The 19,972-nt window shown below is 42.2% G+C and carries 17 protein-coding genes; 6 read left to right on the top strand and 11 right to left on the bottom strand.

The features are described 5' to 3' along the window. Positions 1–44: 44 nt before the first annotated feature. The 3 genes from menC to NST31_RS13760 are packed head-to-tail and all read right to left on the bottom strand — an operon-like array spanning position 45 to position 2,826. Complete coding sequence (menC, locus tag NST31_RS13770; protein ID WP_339161332.1) at positions 45–1,151, bottom strand: o-succinylbenzoate synthase; 1,107 nt, start codon at positions 1,149–1,151, stop codon at positions 45–47. Continuing rightward, positions 1,141–1,956, bottom strand: a complete 816-nt coding sequence (locus NST31_RS13765; protein WP_077113686.1) for a GNAT family N-acetyltransferase — start codon at positions 1,954–1,956, stop codon at positions 1,141–1,143. Before NST31_RS13765 ends, menC begins: the two co-directional genes overlap by 11 nt. Before the next feature lie 24 nt (positions 1,957–1,980). After that, positions 1,981–2,826 (bottom strand): MurR/RpiR family transcriptional regulator, encoded by an 846-nt coding sequence (locus NST31_RS13760; RefSeq protein ID WP_339161330.1) that lies wholly within the window; start codon positions 2,824–2,826, stop codon positions 1,981–1,983. A gap of 409 nt (positions 2,827–3,235) precedes the next feature. Between NST31_RS13760 and NST31_RS13755 the strand changes: the two genes are divergently transcribed. From NST31_RS13755 to NST31_RS13730, 6 genes are all read left to right on the top strand, one after another. Further along, a complete protein-coding gene (locus tag NST31_RS13755; RefSeq protein ID WP_077113684.1) occupies positions 3,236–4,003 on the top strand; it encodes a DeoR/GlpR family DNA-binding transcription regulator in 768 nt (255 codons plus the stop codon). A 211-nt stretch (positions 4,004–4,214) separates the two neighbouring features. Further along, on the top strand, positions 4,215–5,321 hold the full coding sequence (locus NST31_RS13750; protein WP_077113683.1) for an ethanolamine utilization protein EutH: 1,107 nt from the start codon (positions 4,215–4,217) through the stop codon (positions 5,319–5,321). A 2-nt stretch (positions 5,322–5,323) separates the two neighbouring features. Continuing rightward, on the top strand, positions 5,324–6,817 hold the full coding sequence (glpK, locus tag NST31_RS13745) for a glycerol kinase GlpK (RefSeq protein ID WP_339161327.1): 1,494 nt from the start codon (positions 5,324–5,326) through the stop codon (positions 6,815–6,817). Between the two features lie 723 nt (positions 6,818–7,540). Next, positions 7,541–8,947, top strand: coding sequence for an NAD(P)/FAD-dependent oxidoreductase (locus NST31_RS13740; protein WP_339161324.1), 1,407 nt, complete (start codon positions 7,541–7,543; stop codon positions 8,945–8,947). Further along, positions 8,944–9,774 (top strand): FAD-dependent oxidoreductase, encoded by an 831-nt coding sequence (locus tag NST31_RS13735; RefSeq protein ID WP_339161322.1) that lies wholly within the window; start codon positions 8,944–8,946, stop codon positions 9,772–9,774. Before NST31_RS13740 ends, NST31_RS13735 begins: the two co-directional genes overlap by 4 nt. Positions 9,775–9,791: 17 nt before the next feature. After that, on the top strand, positions 9,792–10,238 hold the full coding sequence (locus tag NST31_RS13730) for an SRPBCC domain-containing protein (RefSeq protein ID WP_077113673.1): 447 nt from the start codon (positions 9,792–9,794) through the stop codon (positions 10,236–10,238). Positions 10,239–10,962: 724 nt separating this feature from the next. Here the strand turns inward: NST31_RS13730 and NST31_RS13725 are convergent. From NST31_RS13725 to NST31_RS13690, 8 genes are all read right to left on the bottom strand, one after another. Beyond that, a complete protein-coding gene (locus tag NST31_RS13725) occupies positions 10,963–11,940 on the bottom strand; it encodes an SPFH domain-containing protein (RefSeq protein ID WP_339161319.1) in 978 nt (325 codons plus the stop codon). A 21-nt stretch (positions 11,941–11,961) separates the two neighbouring features. Next, the gene (locus NST31_RS13720; protein WP_339161317.1) at positions 11,962–12,759 is read right to left on the bottom strand and encodes a TPM domain-containing protein; all 798 of its coding nucleotides are present in this window, start codon (positions 12,757–12,759) and stop codon (positions 11,962–11,964) included. Next, entirely contained in the window at positions 12,756–13,784 is a 1,029-nt protein-coding gene (locus NST31_RS13715) for a TFIIB-type zinc ribbon-containing protein (RefSeq protein WP_339161314.1), read from the bottom strand. The genes NST31_RS13720 and NST31_RS13715 overlap by 4 nt, the downstream gene beginning before the upstream one ends. A 117-nt stretch (positions 13,785–13,901) precedes the next feature. Then, positions 13,902–14,579 carry a PspA/IM30 family protein gene (locus tag NST31_RS13710; protein ID WP_339161312.1) on the bottom strand — a complete coding sequence of 226 codons (678 nt, stop codon included), beginning with the start codon at positions 14,577–14,579 and terminating at the stop codon, positions 13,902–13,904. Between the two features lie 238 nt (positions 14,580–14,817). Next, entirely contained in the window at positions 14,818–16,416 is a 1,599-nt protein-coding gene (locus NST31_RS13705; protein ID WP_339161310.1) for an amidohydrolase, read from the bottom strand. 746 nt (positions 16,417–17,162) lie between these two features. Further along, positions 17,163–18,005: a M15 family metallopeptidase gene (locus NST31_RS13700; protein ID WP_339161308.1), complete on the bottom strand. Its 843-nt coding sequence runs from the start codon at positions 18,003–18,005 to the stop codon at positions 17,163–17,165. Between the two features lie 74 nt (positions 18,006–18,079). Beyond that, a complete protein-coding gene (locus tag NST31_RS13695) occupies positions 18,080–19,174 on the bottom strand; it encodes a HAMP domain-containing sensor histidine kinase (protein ID WP_339161306.1) in 1,095 nt (364 codons plus the stop codon). Further along, the gene (locus tag NST31_RS13690) at positions 19,167–19,850 is read right to left on the bottom strand and encodes a response regulator transcription factor (protein ID WP_339161304.1); all 684 of its coding nucleotides are present in this window, start codon (positions 19,848–19,850) and stop codon (positions 19,167–19,169) included. Before NST31_RS13690 ends, NST31_RS13695 begins: the two co-directional genes overlap by 8 nt. Positions 19,851–19,972: the final 122 nt, after the last annotated feature.

Raw genomic sequence — 19,972 nt, 5'->3', positions numbered from 1 at the left:
TTGATAAATAAGGAGAAAAAAGACATTTTTTCTCCTTCAGAACCTTACGAAAACGTTTTTTTCTCCATTGTAAAACGGTCGATCGCTTCCAAATCCGGTTCGTACCCAATTCCTGGTTTTTCAGGAACGGAAATATAACCGTCTTTAACAGTCACTTCCGGTTTGATAATGTCTGTTTCCCAATAACGGGAAGAAGCGGCTGTATCACCAGGCAATGTAAAGTTTGACAATGTCGTCAATGCCACATTGTGAGCTCGTCCGATTCCCGATTCCAGCATGCCGCCACACCATACAGGAATTTCATGGCTTTGGCACAAATCGTGAATGCGTTTGGATTCGCTCAGCCCTCCCACACGGCCAATTTTAATATTAATGATCCGGCAGCTCCCCAACTCAATCGCTTTTCTCGCATCTTCATAAGAATGAATACTTTCATCAAGGCAAACAGGAGTTGCGATTTCTTTTTGTAGCCGGGCATGATCGATAATGTCATCGGAAGCCAAAGGTTGTTCAATCATCATTAATTCAAATTTATCCAACGCTTTTAACGTATCAATATCTTTTAAAGTATAGGCTGAATTGGCATCAGCCATTAATGGAACGTCCGGAAACTCTTTCCTCACTTCCCTCATGACATCAACGTCCCAACCGGGCTTGATTTTCACTTTCATTCTTTTATAACCTTCTTCAACATGCCCTTCGATCAAGCGCAAAAGATCCGAAACAGTATCCTGGATGCCGATGCTGATACCGACTTCGATTTTTGATTTTTGTCCGCCAAGCGCAGCCGCAAGAGAAATCCCTTGTTCTTGACAGTATAAATCCCATACTGCGCCTTCAAGCGTTGATTTGGCCATGTTATTTTTGCGGATATTGGAAAAAAGTTCTGAAACTTCGTCGGGATGTTTGATCTCCTGATCTAATAAAGTCGGAATTAAAAAGTCCTCCAGTATATGCCAGTTTGTTTTCATTGTTTCTTCACTGTACCAAGGAGAATGAAAAGCAACTGATTCACCCCAGCCGCTGCGGCCGTTCTCATCTTTTGCTTCAAGTAAAATAAAGTCTCTGTTCTGGAGTGTCCCAAAGCTTGTTGTAAATGGAAACTTCAGCCTCATTTGCATATGACGCAATGTAACTTCCTTAATTCGCATGTTTTTCCGCCTCCAATAATTTTCTTTTAACCAATTTATAATAATGGACAGGTCCTTCCTGCTCTTTCTCAAGCGCTATGGCCACATACCCTTTGGAAAACAATGTTTGAAAAATAGTCCTCGTTTTCATGCGCCAATTGATGACGAGCATGTTGTCTTGCTGTTTCATTTGCTGGAAAGCGGCAGGGATCGGGACAAAAACGAGATCATAATCCTCTATTTCAGATAAATGAGGTTCAATATTCGGCAGTTTGGGCATTTCATTTTGTGCATATTCCCAAGGAATTCTCCATTCTTTTCCATCGTCTGGCAAACGGAATTGCCGGTCAACCCACCATTCCAATTTAAAACGGTCTGACGGCAAGCCGGAGTTCAATGAATCGTTCATGTCACCATAACAATTTTCAATATAAGTGGAACAAATGGCGCCCAATTTGGATAAATTTAAATACGCGTTTTTACTTTCCAACGGGTCATATGTCCATGTCAACAGTGAATATCCCTTGTTTAATGCGGCTTTCTTTTGTTCTTCTTTCAACGCTTTTCCAATTCCCCTATGCTGGTAATCGGGGTGAACTCCAAGAAGATGTGAGCATAGAAAGCTATTTCCATTGGCATAACCGGGAAAACTGTAACTGAAACCGACAAGCTCCCCATCAACGAATGCCCCAAGCATCAGTCCGCCATTTCTCACGGCGGTAATCGTTTGATGGATTGGGATCGGCTCCATGCCCCAGACCTTTTTTTCAAGCTTTTGTATGAGCTGTAACTCCTGAATAGTGTGAAGTGTACGTATTTCGATCATTTGATTCCCTCTTTTTTACCAAGATTAATTGAAAAATAACTCGTCACTGTGTATTTGGTCATATTCTTCTTTCCGTTTTTCAAAGCCTTTTTTATCCTTGATGGTTACACCCGCCACAATGGCATTAATGAAAGAAATTAAGGCGGGTGTCATATCGAGTGTGGACATTTCCGTCGAATGAAGCGGCAACAAAATATCGGCAACGTTCCGAAGCGGGGCAAGCGGAGAATCGGTGACTCCGATGATGGCCGCCCCCTTTCTTTTGGCCATTTCCGCAATATGAAACGTTTCCTTCATGTAACGATGAAAAGAAACGGCAATGAAAACGGAATCAGCATTCATTCCACTAACGGCGGACAAGATATCGTCTGTATCCCTCCGAATGAGATAAACGTTTTCCCTGACGATGCCGAGTGAAAACGCAAACCAATTGGCTGGTGAAAATGACGATCTCAGCCCGCATATATACACCTTCTCGGCTTGCACTAGCCGGTCAACAGCCTTGTTAAAATCTTCCTCATTTATACGGCCGATCGTTTCCTGTATAAGTTGGCGGTCTTTTTCCATCATCTGCTCAAAAAAACGGGGCCCATCCGCCAACTCTCGTTTGGAAGAATAGTAGTGGGACAAACTGCTTTTTTCATAAATAATTTGGTCGCGTACTGTTTTTTGCAGCTCTGAATACCCTGACAAACCGATGGCGTAACAAAACCGGATCACGGTCGTCTCACTCAGCCCGATTATCTCCCCGATCTCCTTGGCAGAATGAACGACAAATTCCCTTGGTTGTTCCAGAAAATACTTGGCGACTTTTTGCTGGCCTTTAGACAGTTGGCCATAGTGAGATTGAATCATTTCCGTTAATGTCATTTCATTCACCCTTACAAAGAAGGCAATCCTTTCCCGATAATTAATTATGCAGTATGTACTTCATGATTACATTTAAACTTATCACATTTGCTCGATATGCACAATCACTTTTCAGAAAATTTCAGGAAACTGGATTCCCCATGGAAAAGTGGCTGTCCGCCGTTTGCCGATGGTTCCTTTTGATGAAGTATTTTTTCAGTTATCCTAATCTCCTAAAGACTTTTTATCTCGTATCCCCACAAAGGTGTCGCAGATTTGCATGTTTTATCATTTCATCTTAAAATCTATTGCGAAATTGACGATACTTGAAAAAAGGGTTACCATAATTTCAAACATCATCTTGATTCACACATACATGATTCTTTTTCTAACAGACAAAAAAGCGAGGTTCTAAAAAGGGGAAATCCAATTGTTAGCACAAGAACGATATAGTATTATTATGGAAATGTTAGAGTTGAATAAAATCGTCAAAGTGCCCGAACTTTGTGAAAAATTCAATGTATCCATTGAAACTGTTCGTAGAGATTTAGAATTTCTTGAGCAGGAAGGCAAGTTAAAACGGGTATACGGCGGAGCGGTGTTACAAAGCAAGTCTGGCGCGGAACCTTCTTATAATACCCGATCTACCAAAAATGCCAAAGAAAAAATAATGATCGGCAAAAAAACCGCGGAGCTCATTTCTGACGGAGAGACATTAATGATCGACCTCGGCACGACAACCTTGGAAGTTGCCCGCCACTTAAAGAACAAAAAAAACCTTACCATTATTACAAACTGCCTGACCATCGCACAAGAACTGGTAAATGTTCCAACATTTCGAGTCATTTTACCCGGTGGAATATTACGGCCGAATGAACTGGCTCTGTCCGGATTTATTTCCGAACAATTTATGAAAGAGTTCAATGTGGATAAAACAATCATTGGTGTTGGTGGCATTACAAAAGATACCGGCATTACAGATTATCATCTGGAAGAAACACGGGTTAGAAAAATAATGATTGAAAATGGGAAGCAAATCATTGCCGTGGCCGACCATAGTAAATTTGGCATAAAAGCGCTAGTAAAAGTATGCTCTATTCGAGACGTAGACACCATTGTGACAAACGACAAATTAAACAAGAAGATCGCACAAGAATATATAGAGGAAGGCATTAAAGTAATAGGATATAAAAACTGATTAAAAATCTACTCTTATTGATAAGAAGAGTAGATTTTTTTTTATTATTCCCTTCTTTTTCATAGAAATCGTTTGCATAAAGGAGTATAATACATGAAAGTGCACATAAAGTTACTATAAAACCGCTATTAAAACACAAAAACATAATGAAAATCCACCTTTTCTGCACTATTCTTATGTTGTTTTACTTTGAATGTTAGGAGGAATACACATGAGTTTTGATGAATTGATTATTTGGATTATGGCGATAGGCCTACTCCTCGGTGCACTTGACAGGATTATTGGAAATAAATTTGGACTTGGCGAGAAATTTGAAGAAGGTTTTCATTCAATGGGCCCATTAGCCCTTGGAATGGTTGGGATTATCACCTTAACTCCTGTCATTGCGCGTGTATTGGGACCGGTCATTATTCCAATCTTTGATGTAATGGGTGCCGATCCGGCAATGTTCGCTTCTATTCTGGCAAATGATATGGGCGGCTACCCATTGGCCATGGAATTGGCTGTGAATGAAGAAGCGGGATTATTATCTGGTTTGGTTGTAGCTTCAATGCTTGGATGCACATTAGTCTTTTCGATCCCAGTCGGGTTGGGACTGATCGAGCAAGAAGATCGGCCATTTTTTGCTAAAGGCTTATTGGCTGGAATGGTAACGATCCCATTTGGTGGATTAATCGGTGGATTAATAGCCGGCTTTGATGTCAAGATGATTTTTATCAACTTAATTCCGGTCATGATTTTATCTCTTATTTTAATAGTAGGCTTAGCGATTATCCCGGAAGTATTCATCAAAGGTGCGCTTATTTTTGGGAAATTGATTGTCATCATAATTACGATCGGTTTAGGGGCTGCCGCGTTTGAATCATTAACCGGCGTAGTAATTATACCCGGAATGGCTCCCATATCGGATGGAATTGAAATTGTAGGATTTATCGGGATTATCCTATTAGGAACTTTTCCCATATTACATTTGGTAGTGAAAGGTTTGGAGAAGCCTTTGGGAAAAGCGGGCCAAAAATTAGGCATGAATGCTGTTGGAGCGGCGGGCATTGTCATTACAATGGCCAATAGTATCCCTGTTTATAAGATGATGAAAGATATGGATGTAAGAGGAAAAGTCATCAATACCGCTTGGCTGGTGCCGGCAACCGCGGCATTAGGAGATCACTTGGGTTTTACCGGCGGAGTACGGCCCGATATGATTACTGCTGTTGTATTAAGTAAAATAGCCGCGGGTATTTTGGCCATTGCACTAGCTTACTGGTTTACAAGAGAAAATCAAAACAAACAGCATGAATCTGGTAAAAGAGGTGCTTAAATATGAAAAAGTATTTCATTGGACTTGATCAAGGAACTACAGGTACAACAACGTTAATTTTAAATGATGATTGGGAAATTCACTCCCAAGGATATGTAGAGCATACGCAATACTATCCTCAGCCGGGATGGGTTGAGCATGATGCGTTAGAAATATGGGAGAAAACAAAAGAATCCATCGGGACTGCTCTCGAAAAAGGAAATCTAAGGATTAATGAAATCACAGCAATAGGATTAGATAACCAAGGTGAAACAGTCGTTGTTTGGGATCGGCATACCGGCATACCCGTTTACAATGCCATTGTCTGGCAAGATAGAAGAACGGCTCAAGAAGCAGACAAATTAAATGAAGAATGGGGAAAAGTCATAAAAGAAAAAACCGGTGTCTTAGTTGAATCATACTTCTCCGCATTGAAAATAAAATGGATTTTGGATCACGTGGATGGGGCAAGAGAAAAAGCGGAAAAAGGAGATTTGTTGGCCGGAACCATAGATACGTGGCTCATCTGGAAAATGACCAATGGACGGCTCCATATTACCGACTATTCAACCGCTTCCAGAACGATGTTAATGAATATTCATAAAGGTTGTTGGGATGATGATATTTTAGAAAAATTAAACATCCCGAAATCAATGATGGCCCAGATTCGCCCTTCCTGCGAACATTATGGACAAACAGATCCGGGGAGCTTTTTAGGCGGAGAAATTCCCATAGCCGGAAATGTGGTCGATCAGCAAGCCGCTCTTTTCGGGCAAGCTTGCTTTGAGCCAGGTACTGTTAAAACGACCTATGGAACAGGCTGCTTTATGCTAATGAACACGGGAGAAAAAATAGTAGATTCCAAGAACGGTTTATTAACGACAGTTGCTTGGAATATCAACGATAAAACTTCCTATGCTTTAGATGGCGGCATATATATTACGGGAGCAGCTATTCAATGGCTGCGAGATGGAATTAACATCATTGAAACGGCTCAAGAAACAGAAAACTTGGCAAAGTCTGTTCCAGATACAGGCGGAGTTTATTTTGTGCCTGCATTTGTTGGTTTGGCCGCACCTCATTGGGATCCATATGCCCGGGGTACAATGGTTGGCATTACTGCCGGAACAACTAGAGCCCATATAGTAAGGGCGACACTGGAAAGCATTGCTTATCAAGTGAAGGAAAACATGGATGTCATGGAAAAAGACTCGGGAATCAGCATAAAAGTGATGCGTGTGGATGGCGGTCCAGTTGTGAATGACTTTTTAATGCAATTCCAAGCAGACTTACTCGGCATACCGATTGATGTTCCTGTCATCACCGAAACGACTGCCCTTGGTTCGGCTTATTTAGCCGCTTTGGCGATTGGGGAATTTAACAGCCTTGATGAAATCGCCTCTAAATGGAAGTTAAGCAAACGATATACGCCAAAAATAACAGAAGAAGAAAGAGAAAAATTAATGACCGGCTGGAAAAGAGCAGTGGAACGCTCAAAAAATTGGACCTCTGAGTAACAGTAACGTGAAAGGGGCCGGGACACAACTAAATCAGCTGATGAAAAAACGGACAATACAGTGAAACTTCATTCAGTAGGCGTTTTCTTCCATCTCCTACTGAATGTTAGTTGAACCAATCGGGCATTTAGGTGCCGTTTTCTCACACTTGGACTTTTTGTATTCACTCAAGATTTTGAAGTGGGAGTCTTACGGCACCTTACATGCGGGATAAAGTGAAACTTCATTCAGTAGGCGTTTTCTTCCATCTCCAACTGAATGTTAGTTGAACCAATCGGGCATTTAGGTGCCGTTTTCTCACACTTGGACTTTTTGTATTCACTCAAGATTTTGAAGTGGGAGTCTTACGGCACCTTACATGCCGGATAAATTGTCCTAGTGTATAATGCGCAAGCTTTAGCGTAGTCAAAATATGTAGACTCCTGCGGGAATAGCTCAAGCTGAAGATCCCACAGGAAAGCGACTTTTGCTTTCCGAGGAAGCCGTACCCGCGGAAAGCGAAATATGTTGACGTAGCGATGATAGGGATTTTTTTAACACAAATAAACCGAACAATTATAAATGAATTGTTCGGCTTTTGCTATTTCATATTTGCATGAGTCCCAGCCCTTTTTGCTGAAGCTCTTGACTACTTTTTGTGTATTTATTACAATTTGACGTGTATTTATGTTGATTGTATAATAGTTTTAACAACATGATCTGTTTGATGAAGGGAGAAAACAAATGCAGAATGAAATAAAAGACGTAGTAATCATTGGCGGCGGAGTTGTAGGAACTGCCATATTACGAAAACTATCCCTGTATCATTTGTCTATTGCTTTAGTAGAAAAACAGCCTGATGTTTGTGAAGGTGCGAGTAAGGCGAACAGCGGAATTATCCATACAGGCTTTGATGCGCCCCCCAATTCTTTGGAAGCGGAGTGTTTGAAACGTTCCCGTGATTTATGGCCTGATTATACAGAACAATTAAAAATTCCTTACATTCCTTGTGGTGCCATTATGGTCGCTACAAACGAAGAAGAAAAGGACATCATTGAAAACAAATATATCCCCAATGCCGAAGCAAACGGTGCTCATGTCCAATGGTTAGATAGAGACGAAGTATTGGAAATGAATCCGGCTGTTACAGACAAAGTAGTCGGCGCTCTTTCCATTCCTGGTGAAGCGATTTGTGACCCTTTTACCGCCACCCGTTCTTATGCCGAATTAGCAGTCATCAACGGAGCTGAACTGTTTTTAGGGTCGGGCGTCACTGATATAAAAGAGATCGAGAATGGCTTTTCCGTCATATTAGAAGATGGCCGGGAAATCAAGACAAAGTATATCGTGAACGCGGCGGGTGTGTATTCGGATCACATTAGCCGGATGATCGGTGATACGAGTTTCACCATTTCACCAAGAAAAGGACAATTTATCTTAACAGAAGAAGAAATTGACATTTCACAAATTATTTTGCCGGTGCCGACTGCCAAATCAAAAGGCACATTAGTTTCACCAGTCGTTTTTGGCGGATTTTTACTCGGCCCGACAGCAGAAGACCAGCAAGATAAAGAGGATAAATCCACAAGCACGGAAGGAATGGAGCAAGTTGTAACTGGTTGTGAAAAGCTCATCCCTCAAGTACGAGAATATGATAGCATCCGGCAATTTGCCGGCATTAGAGCCGTCTGCAGTACAGGCGATTATGTCATTAGACCTTCAGAAAAAAACAAACAATTTATCCACGCTGCCGGTATTCGCTCTACTGGTTTATCCGCTTCACCAGGTATAGCCGAAGTTGTGGCTGAGCAATTACAAAGTGCCGGATTGGAACTGGAAAAAAATCATGAGGCGAAACTGGAGATCCCCAACTTATTTGATGATTCAGAAGAAAATGTGGGAGAAATTATTTGTTTATGCCGGACCATTACAAGAAGCGAAATTACAAATGCCATGGAAGGCCCTGTTCCACCAACAACCATTGACGGAGTCAAAAGGAGAACTGGCGCGACTTTGGGCGAGTGTCAAGGCAACTGCTGCATTCCAAAAATCGTCGATATCCTTCATGAATATGGATTGGATGATCATAAGGTGCCTCTAAAAGGTATCCAACATTCAACGATTGCCGTAAAAGGGGGCCCACAAAGATGAAGTATGAACTTGTCATTATAGGCGCAGGTTTAACTGGAATCGAGACTGCATTAAAAGCGCATGAGTTAGGCCTGAAAGATGTGTTAGTCGTCGACTATAACGATGAATTTGGCGGTTTTTGCAACCCACTTTTTCATGAAGAGGGATTTGAATCAGAAAAAAAGTTAGTCGAAACATTCAAGGATCTGCCCTATGAAAAATGGACGAAGGCAACGGTGACCGGTTTATTTGAAGCATTTGCCGGAGGAAATCACGAATTGAATATCCAGACGCCTTCGGGAACAAAAGATATAACGGCCGAAAAAATCATTATTTGCTCGGGCGCTCTGGAAAAACCAAGAGAAGCGCATAAAATCTATGGAACAAGACCGGCCGGCGTGATGACGCCAACGATGGCAATCGGCTTAATGAACAGAAACTTACTCCCGGGAAAAAAAGTAGCTGTATATGAAAACAGTAAAACCTCACGTGCTGTCTCTGCCATTTTAGCAAAGCAAGGCGTTGATGTCGTAACGGTCCAAGCAGATGATTATGCTGTACACAAGATTCATGGGACATCACGTGTTGAAAAAGTAGATATAAAAAATAAGCATAATGACCAAATGGAATCATTGGATTGTGATAGTTTCATTTTTAGTGAAGGATTCATACCGTCAACGTTCTTCCTCAAAGGCACCGGGATTGAATTAAATGATCAACACTTTGTTGTGACCGATCATGCGGGTCAAACGAGCGTGGAAAATATACTGGCTTTTGGCCATTGCACCGATCAATTCGAAGTGGCTAGCGAACGAATCGAGGCAAGTATGAAGCAATTATTTCAGTAAAGAAAGGAACGACTTTCATGAAGATAAAAGATTCATTTACGATCAATGCGGCAAAAGAGGATGTTTGGACGGTTTTTATGGATGTTGAAAAACTGGCCAGTTGCGTACCAGGATGTCAAAATTTAGTCGCTCATAGTGATACGGAATATGAAGCAGATATGGTTGTCAAAACAAAATTCATGACCATTAAATTTAAAGCCAATGGGGTTCTGGCCGATGCTGTGGAAGGTGAAGAACTGAAAGTTGAAATGGTTGGCAAACCGATGAAACTGGCTGGTTTATTTAAGTCAAAAATGACTGTTCAGCTTGAAGAAGTGGAAGAAAATGTTACAAAAATCCATTATGAAATGGATCTGCAAATGACAGGTCGTTTAGCTACATTGGGAGATATTTTAATGAAAGGAACCGTTAAAAAATCCGCCGACGAGTTTGCGGATAATGTGCAAAAGCTATTTGCAAGTTAAGGGCATTGTAAAGAGTGCACATTCCCCTTAACCACGCTGAGATAGGCGCCGTTACAATCACTTGGTGATGATCATCCATCTTGGCAGGTGTGCGCACTCCCGTGATCCCGGAGGCAGACCTGATGATATCATTGATAATTACATTTCTTTCTACGAAGTGAAAATCGTCAGAAACCCAATTGTTCCCGCATAAAAAGCTAAGGCTCCTTCATCTGATCCATAAGGAGCCTTAGACTGTCAAAAAACCCTCGAAAGCTTAAATCCATTCACTCTTTGGAATTTGCTCGTCTTTTTTAGGATTATTCGCGACTTTTTTCATTTACTATCCACTATTTCGGTTTACTAGCGACTATTGGAAAATACTATCCATTTTTTAAATTTACTCGCCGATTCCAGGTCATTACTCGCGACTTTTTAGATTCACTCACGATTTTGGAAAATTGTCAGCGACTTTTTAGAATCACTCACGGCTTTGGGGCATTGCCAGCGGCAGATTTAATCACGATTTCGGAAAATTGTCAGCGACTTTTTAGATTTACTCATGACTTTGGGGAATTGCCAGCTACTTTCCAATAGTTGAAGGGGCTATCCGAAAAGGAATATTGCAGCATGAAAACTAAAAAACAAACCCAAGATTGCCGTAAAATCAACATTCTTGGGCTTTACATTTTAGTGTATTAACTCTAAATTGGACTTTTTACACAGTCCCCTTTTTCTCATTCGCTTACACCAGCTTCTGCCCGCAGCTCGAGCAGAAATTCCCGCCGCTTGTTTTCTCCCCGCAATTCGGACAGAAATTCGGTAATTTTCCTCCCCCTGCTTGCGGTTGGCCAGTCTGATGGGGCGCCTCCTGCTGGTCTTGATTCATATTTTTCATCATTTTATCGGCCATGCTCATCCCCATCATCATTCCGGCCATATCCGCAGCGGTTCCGCCGCCTTGAACCTTACCGGATGCGATGCCATCCGTCATTGATACTTGCTGATAGGTTTGAAGGTCTCCGATCATGCCGTGCGAAGCAGTCTTCGTAATCATGTCTTGGATTTCTTTCGGATAATTGAAGCTCATAATGTGGAAGCCCGTGATCGTCATGCCGCTATCAAGAATTTGCATGTCAAGATCTTCCTGAATTCCCCGGGCAATTTCAAAAGCGTTTGCCTGCAAATTAAACATGTCTTTTCCTTCTTTTGAAATCCACTTCATTAAAAGCTGATCAAGAATGGAGATGATCCTGATTTTTACATCTTCTACGAGATAGCTGTTTTTTACTCCGGCAATTTTATCAATCAGCGCGATATAATCATTGACTTTAAATTGGAAAGTACCGTTGGCCCTGACTGGCATGCCGCCCGGAAGCTGGGGCGTGGGAATATTAATGGGGTTTTTCGTTCCCCATTTCACGGTAAACTCCTTCGTGTTGACAAACAACGCTTCAACCCTCATGCCGCTGTTGAAGCCGAACTTAAATCCTTTTAAAGTCGATAAAAAAGGGATAATCTGTGATTCAATATTATAATCTCCTTCTTCTTGAAAGATCCCTTCAATTTTGCCGTTATTTAAAAAGATCGCATCCTGGCCGGGCCGGATAATGAGCCGGCTTCCTTTTTTGATTTCCCGGTTGCTCCATTTCCAAAAAATCATATCGTCCCTGAATTCTTCCCACTCAACTACGTTAGCAAATTGATTTTTAAAAAATACCACCGATGATCATTCCTTTCAAACCTAAAATTTCCCCATACTGCCGCTGTGGGAATGTCCGCTTTTTGTGGTCCCGCCGCCGCCAGAACCGGCACTCCCGCCACTGCTATTGTTGGAAGGCTTTTTTCGTTTCGTTGTTTTTGTTCGGATGTACTGGTCTTTTCTTTGTTTTACCTTTGTATTCTTCTGGTCGTGGTATGTGCGCGCGTTGACAGTCACTTTTCCACCTGTATTGAAAGCCATTATGCCAACCGCCGCTAATGCGATCACGAGCGAAGCGATGATTTGAAACCACCCGTTAAATAAGATATTATCCGGATTCACTCCCGGCCTGAATCCCATGTACTTGGAAGACGTCTTAATAAATGATTGAAACGCTTTGTCGTAATTGCCATCCGCTAAGTCCGGGGTTATTTTTTTTCGGACGAGATCTGCCCGCTCATCGTTCAAATATTTTTTCGCCTTGTAAAAACCGACTACATATACGTTCCGATTTTTCATATCAAGCGTCAGTATAACGGTATTTCCATTAGGCTTATCATAGCCCGGCGCCTGCTGATCATAAAAATCTTGGGTAAGCTCCTTCGTGTCTTGGCCTTCCTCGTTATTGGTGGTCAATATGATAAAATCCGTATCTCTTTTCGCCCCATATTTTTTGGCCAGCGCTTCAAGCTTTCTAACTTCACTTTCGTTCAAAAGTTCGGCATTATCAAAGATTCTTTGTTTTTCCGGAGAATTTGCTGCCGCGGTTGTAAAAACCAAAAGGGACAACAACAAGAGAACAGCCATCAGCAAAATGTTTTTTAAAAAGTGGTTCCTCACCACAAGCCACCTCCCATGAGGAGAGAGACGATCTTCAACGTGATAAATGAAGTGCCTGCGATCCCTCCGAACCAAGCGGCTGCCTTTGAATAACTGATTGGCGGCTTGCCGACAATCTTGCCGGTTTGACCGTTCATGGCAAAAGTATGTTCCGTTTTATCATAATCATAATAAACCATCCAGACGGGGAGCAGGACATAATCACTGCGAACCTTTGTAGTATCAATATCTTTTCGACGATATGTAACAGAAGAATACCCCGAAATGGTAGAGCTGATATATGAATCTATGAATGGTTTGATCTTGGACTGAACACGAGGGAAAAGCTCTTGATCATCGTAGTTGTACTTTTCCGCAATATATCCTGCCAAGTAAGCTGTTTTAAAGTCTTTTAATTGATCATAAGGAAAAGGTTCCAGTTTATCCATGATTTTGTCGTCCATTTTTTCAGATGCATCAATGGGAACCTTCACATAGGACAAATCGATATCCCGGTACACCTCATAATATTTCGTCTCAGTGTATTCATAATCTCCCTTTGTGTACCTTTTGACTTTCGTAGCGACTGCCTCCACCTCTGCTTGGCCGCTTACGTCATAAAGCCAAAAAGGAACATACATCCCGGTGATTCCTTTGACCCTGTCGGCCGACATAAATCCTCTTGGTGTAAGAAGACCGTTTTTACACCATTTCTTGAAAGCGCTCATCGCCTCTTCCTTACTAATTTTAAAAGGAATCACCTTTGCCGGCGCCAATACACCGGACAGACGATCCTGCAAAACGACCCCCGCGCCACAGAAACTGCAATTCGTTGCTGCTGTCTCCGCTTCTGTGATTAAGGCGGCTCCGCAATTTTCACAATGATACTCCTTTGCTTCATCATCTGAAAAAACGACTGTCTTTAAGTTTTCTGATATTTGATCTATATGATCTTGCCTTCCACAGCTTTGGCAAGCCAACATCCCCGTCTCGCTGTCAAAGGCCATATCATCCCCGCAATTCGCACATTTATAATGAATTACCAACCGATACTCCCCCTTTCATCGCTCAAATCACTTGCTAAAACAGCGCAAAAGCTGCAGCCCGGGCTACAGCTCACACTAAGGTTATCTATTTGTGTTCAAGCGCCTTCTCATAAAATATTATTCTTTATTTTCAAGTTGTTTTTTTAAAGCTGTCAGCTCATCTTCTACATCCGGCTTGCGATCATATTTGGCAGTCAATTCTTCTATGTCATCTTTTGGCGCCATATTCAACTCGGCCATGGCATTCGCTTCATCCAACGCCCGTTCCACTTTCTCTTCCATTCTACCAAATGCCGCCATGGAGGCGTTCGCTCCTGTTACAGATGACCCCATTTTATTCATCCGCTCCTGAGTCCTGGCAACGGCGGCCTTGCTTTTCAACATCGCTCTCCGGGCTTCCAGCTCGCCGATATCAGCCACAAGCTTGTCATGCATTTCCCGCATGCGAATGGCGTTGGAGGCGGCCAGGCTGTATGCTTGCTGCAACTCTTGTTCTTTTTCCGTTAAAGTTGCTTTTTTCTCCAAAAACTTCCGCGCGTCATCTTCATTTCCCGCTTCCAATGCTTTCACCGCATAACGCTGCATTTTTTCAATTTCAGCAGAACACTCATTTAACGCTCTTTTTGACCTTTGCTCCTCCGCCATGACGGAAGCTGTTTCAGCTTTTACCTTTCCCAAGTCGCTATTTACATTTCTCATATACTGATCAATCATTTTCTCAGGATTCTCTGCTTTGTCCAATAAGGCGTTCATATTGCTGGCCATAATATCCTTAAACCTTGCTAAAATCCCCATTTAAACACTCCTAAAAAATATATTTCTTATACTTATATACTGAATTAGGAGAAAAAAAGTTTCATCTTTTTCATGTAGCACTTTCTTCCATTATGCAAGAGGGGCTGTGTAAAAAGTCCAACTTAAAGTAAATCCACTAAAAAATATAAAGCCCAAGAATGTTGATTTTCCAGCGTTCTTGGGTTTTGTTTTTTAATTTTCAAGGTGAAATATTACTTTTCGGACAGCACCGCCTTTGTTAGGTTTGAAAAACAATATCTCCACCGATGATGGTCATTTCAACTTCTATATTCAATAATTCATCCGCATGGTCAATCGCCAGCAGATCTTTTGAAAAGACGGTCATATCCGCCAGCTTTCCTCTTGAAATGGTCCCTTTGACAGCTTCTTCATTCGTCGCATATGCTCCGCCAATGGTAAATAACTTCAAGGCCTCTTTCATGGATAGTTTTTCTTTTTCACCCCAGCCCTCGTGAGATTCTCCAGGATGCCTCCGTGTAAGAGCGGCATGAATGCCCAAGAGCGGATCAACAGGTTCGATGGGCGCATCAGATCCGCCTGCACATAACACTCCGGCGGAAAGCAAGGATTTCCACGCATATACATACGGTATCCTTTCCTCACCAAGCCTGTCTTGTATCCAAGGAAAGTCCCCAACTACAAACCTTGGCTGAATATCCGCCACCAAGCTTGGTTTCGCCAAACGTTGTATTACATCCTCTCTTAGCAACGATACATGGATGATGCGGTCGCGAACTTTTACTCTGGGAAATTGCTCGAGTACGCGCAGTACATTGTCCACCGCCTGATCCCCGATTGTATGAACAGCAATCGGCATGGAATATTCCCGGGCATTTTTGACTATTTGAAAAAGGGTTTCCTGATCATGGATCGCTTCACCGTACTCGCCAGGCGCATCATGATAGGGCTCGGAGAGCAGCGCGGTCCTTCTTCCAAATGCGCCATCCGCAAAAATTTTAATCGCGCCGATCCGCAATGACGCATTGCCATACCCGGCATACATTCCTCTTTCCTTTAAGCGGTTAAGAAAGGGGTAGTCGATCAATAAATTGCAGCGCAGCCCATTTTTCTCTCGATTAATCAATTCATCGTACAATTGATATGTTTGATCCAAACCGCCCAAATAGCTCGGGTCATTCGTATGGACACTGGTCAATCCCCGTTCCATTGAATATTTCATCGCCTGCTCCAGCCCGTTCTTCAATTCTTCATATGACTTTTCCGGAATGCGGTCCGTAATCAATTTGGAGGCTGTTTCAAGCAGCAATCCCGTAGGCTTCTTCGTATTCGGGTCAAGAACAACGCTTCCACCCGCCGGAACGTCCATCGAAGAATGATAGTCGGCCATTTCGAGTGCTTTACTGTTCACAAGGAAGGCGTGATGGCAAATCCTTTTGATAAAAACCGGACAGTGCGGAGCCGCTTCATCAAGTTCCTGAATCGTGGGGATTCCGCCATCATCAAAAAGATTTTCATCAAATCCCATTCCTAACAACCACTTTTCTGATGGAGTCGTATTTGCCCTTTGCCTGACTTTTTCCAGCAACTCTCTTTTGGACCCGACTCCTGTCAAGTTCAAATCCAAAAACTGAAAAGCAACTCCCGACAGATGCATATGACTGTCAATCAGGCCCGGCGTCACCATTTTCCCTTGCAAATCAATGACTTGTACTTCATTTCTTCCCCACTGCAACATCATATCACTATGTGCACCAAGATCTACGATTCTTCCATTTTCAACAACGACCGCTTCCACTACCGGATGACGTTGATCAAAAGTATGTATTCTTCCCTTTGTAAAAATGATTTTCGACATGTGCATTCCTCCATATAACCCATGTGCAGGGGGAATCATCCAGACTTCCCTTTATTCTATCAAAGTCCATTTCAACAAGTAACTCAATGAACGAAGTTGGAAACAAATGTCCGGAATAGATGAAATCCGTATTTGCAAAGATCGAACGATCTTTTTTTCCCGCATGTAAGGTGCCGTAACACTCCCACTGCAAAATCTTGAGTGAATACAAAAAGGTCCAAGTGGGAGATAACGGCACCTAAATGCCCGATTGGTTCAACTAACATTCAGTAGGGAAAACGCCTGCTGAATGAAGTTTCACTTTATCCCGCATGTAAGGTGCCGTAACACTCCCACCGCAAAACTTGGGTGGATACAAAAGGTCCAAGTGGGAGATAACGGCACCTAAATGCCCGATTGGTTCAACTAACATTCAGTAGGGAAAACGCCTGCTGAATGAAGTTTCACTTTATCCCGCATGTAAGGTGCCGTAACACTACCACTGCAAAATCTTGAGTGAATACAAAAAGGTCCAAGTGGGAGATAACGGCACCTAAATGCCCGATTGGTTCAACTAACATTCAGTTGGAGATGGAAAAAACTCCTACTGAATGAAGTTTCACTTTATCCCGCATGTAAGGTGCCGTAACACTCCCACTGCAAAATCTTGAGTGAATACAAAAAGGTCCTAGTGGGAGATAACGGCACCTAAATGCCCGATTCGTTCAACTAACATTCAGTTGGAGCCCTGCTGAATGAAGTTTCACTTATGGTTCCCAATTTGTAACGATGACCCCGCTCATATTATCACCCGATATCTCAAATGTATTGCCGACAGGTACCTCAATGGTAGGTTGATCGGTTAATTCATAATAGGATACTTCATACTCTTTCCCATCCAGGCGTACCAGCAGATGCTTTTTCTGTTTGACATACTCCAAATATTGTTCCAAGACAAAGCCTTCCTGATGGATGACAGCACTGTGCGGCAAACCGACATATCGGAAATGCCACGGTTCATATTGTATTCCCGTAATCGCGGACTTGTCCTTGGGATAGCGCAGGATAAAGCCATATTTCCATGCGTTTTTTTCCAGCCACTTTCCCTCGGGCGCTTTTTCCATTTTCATTTCAGAAGAACCGACATCCAATGCGATTCCCGCATTATGTTCGCTATACCCCTCCGGCATGGCGTACTCTGCTCCCATTTGCGAGTAGAGACGGTTTTGTTCTTCAAAGGTGCGAAAGCCGCTATTCACCATAAATTGACCAACGCCTTCTTTCTCAGCGTCTTTGACCATTTTCGAAAATTCATTCGCTACATGTTCTGAAAGCCTGATATCTGATCGCGACAATCCATATCCTTCTGATACGAAGGCATTTTCCGATAAGTCGATAATGTCCTTCATCACGCCGGATTTTCGGACAGGATGGTCATGATTGATTAATAACAGATGGCCCGTATAAATATGATCTTTATCAATGGCTATGGTGGATTTCCCGGCTGTGTTGCTCGGTTTCCGGACGTCGCTTTCCGGTTCCAAAACAATGAATGCCACAGTAAGCCCTAATAAAAATAAAATAAAAATAATCGAGCCTGCCTTTTTCATATAAATCTCCCTCCTATAAGGTTAATCGTAGGAAAGGACACTTAAGAAAGCAGGAAGAAATGATTAAGTTTTTCTTAAATTTTCATGGGAAGTCTCACCGTAAAGATCGTTTGAACGGGATCACTCTTGGCGGTTATGCTCCCATCATGTTGTTCCACAATATTTTTGGCAATAAACAAGCCAAGCCCTGTGCTGCCCTGATCGACAGATCTGGACTTTTCCTCCGTAAAAAAGACGTCAAAAATATGGGCCACGTTTTCGGGAGCAATATAACTTCCATAATTAACGACTTCTACAACAGCATCTCCTTCATCAACATACGCCTTTATATCAATGTATTTGCCGTCCACGCCGTAGCGAACCGCATTCGAAAGCAGATTTTCAAAAACTCTGGCCAGCATTTCTCCATCCGCGGATATTTGTAAATCAGGCGTCACATCCACTCTGGCTGTCAATCGCTTTTTTTCAAGTTCCGGGTAAAATTCCTCCTTTAGTTGCCTGAGCAATTCTCCGAGATCTAAAAGTTCCTTTTTCATTTTTAACATTCCATAATTTAACCGCGACACTTCAAATAGCTCATCAATAAGCTTTTCCAGCCGTACAGATTTCGTATGGGCAATTGTCAAATAGTGCTGAACTTGATCTTTGGTTAGATCGGTCTCTCTTAAAACCAAGTCCAAATATCCCAAAACGGATGTCAGCGGTGTACGTAAATCATGAGCTAGATTGACAATTAACTGATCTTTACTGCTTTCGGCAACATCCCCACGTTCCAATGAGTCTTTTAACTTCTCTCCCGCTTTATGAATATCTTCCGCAATGTCGCCAAATTCGTCCTTTGTCCTTATACGGACGCGGGTATTAAAATCTCCATTTGCCAGTTGATGAATCCCAGTGGAAATCTCTTTAAAATAAGAACTGTAAGATTTAGTGAAAAAGAAGAAAAACAGGATGGCAAGCGGAATAAAAATGATCAGGAAAAAATTTATATCCCCTATCTCGGCTATCTTCAAGCGGACTTGCGCAAGAGGATCCTCTGCTCTCACCTCTTTTTGATAATAAAACTGAAGAATTTTATAAAGTCCGTATGTGATGCCTCCGGCGGCAGCCATACTCATGCAGAGACGGATAATCATCTGGGTTCGAAAGCTCCGCAGGATGTCACGCATTGAATTTATACCCTATTCCCCAAACGGTTTTAATGAACTTGTTTTTATCCCCATCTTCTTTCAACTTTTTTCTTAAACCGCGAATATGTACCATCACGGTGTTACTGCTTCCATAATAAGCTTCGCCCCATACATTCTGAAAAATATTTTCCGTACTAAATACCTTATTGGGATAGCTTGCCAACAAATGAAGAATGTCGAATTCCTTAGGCGTTAATTCGATGGACTCACCATACAGTTTAACGGTCCGCTCATCGGCGTTCAGAACCAATCCTCCGGAAATGATTTCATTTTTTTCCGTGGAATAACCTATCAGTTTCGAACGCCGAAGCTGGGCCTGCACGCGGGCTACCAACTCCATCGGATTAAATGGCTTGACCATGTAATCATCCGCCCCCATGACAAGTCCGGTTATTTTATCCAAATCAGATGCTTTGGCGCTTAAAAAAATCACCGGAAGATAATATTGCTCCCTTATTTTCTGAACGACCCCATAACCGTCCATTTCCGGCATCATAATGTCCAATATGACCAAGTCGATATGTTGCGAATGAATGGCATGAAGCGCTTCTTTGCCATTGTACACTTTGATAGTATGTAAGCCTTCCTTTTCCAAATGCAGACATATTAAATCAGCAATATCCTGGTCATCGTCGGCTACTAAAATGGTTGTCACTTGTTCGTCACCATCCGAATGTGAATTCAAGTTTTCTGTTTAGGCAGTTCCTTATCTTATAGTAGCACATATACAAAATGATTCAGTACTGGGATTTTGTGCAAAAAGGAGGGAATGTATCG

It is taken from the genome of Siminovitchia sp. FSL W7-1587 (assembly GCF_037963795.1).
GTDB classification, from domain to species: domain Bacteria; phylum Bacillota; class Bacilli; order Bacillales; family Bacillaceae_C; genus Siminovitchia; species Siminovitchia thermophila.
This window is presented reverse-complemented; position numbering and strand designations above follow the sequence as displayed.

Coding starts and splice junctions, on each gene's coding strand:
- menC (WP_339161332.1), bottom strand. CDS start 1,151: ATGCGAATTAAGGAAGTTACATTGCGTCATATGCAAATGAGGCTGAAG.
- NST31_RS13765 (WP_077113686.1), bottom strand. CDS start 1,956: ATGATCGAAATACGTACACTTCACACTATTCAGGAGTTACAGCTCATA.
- NST31_RS13760 (WP_339161330.1), bottom strand. CDS start 2,826: ATGACATTAACGGAAATGATTCAATCTCACTATGGCCAACTGTCTAAA.
- NST31_RS13750 (WP_077113683.1), top strand. CDS start 4,215: ATGAGTTTTGATGAATTGATTATTTGGATTATGGCGATAGGCCTACTC.
- glpK (WP_339161327.1), top strand. CDS start 5,324: ATGAAAAAGTATTTCATTGGACTTGATCAAGGAACTACAGGTACAACA.
- NST31_RS13740 (WP_339161324.1), top strand. CDS start 7,541: ATGCAGAATGAAATAAAAGACGTAGTAATCATTGGCGGCGGAGTTGTA.
- NST31_RS13735 (WP_339161322.1), top strand. CDS start 8,944: ATGAAGTATGAACTTGTCATTATAGGCGCAGGTTTAACTGGAATCGAG.
- NST31_RS13730 (WP_077113673.1), top strand. CDS start 9,792: ATGAAGATAAAAGATTCATTTACGATCAATGCGGCAAAAGAGGATGTT.
- NST31_RS13710 (WP_339161312.1), bottom strand. CDS start 14,579: ATGGGGATTTTAGCAAGGTTTAAGGATATTATGGCCAGCAATATGAAC.
- NST31_RS13705 (WP_339161310.1), bottom strand. CDS start 16,416: ATGTCGAAAATCATTTTTACAAAGGGAAGAATACATACTTTTGATCAA.
- NST31_RS13700 (WP_339161308.1), bottom strand. CDS start 18,005: ATGAAAAAGGCAGGCTCGATTATTTTTATTTTATTTTTATTAGGGCTT.
- NST31_RS13695 (WP_339161306.1), bottom strand. CDS start 19,174: ATGCGTGACATCCTGCGGAGCTTTCGAACCCAGATGATTATCCGTCTC.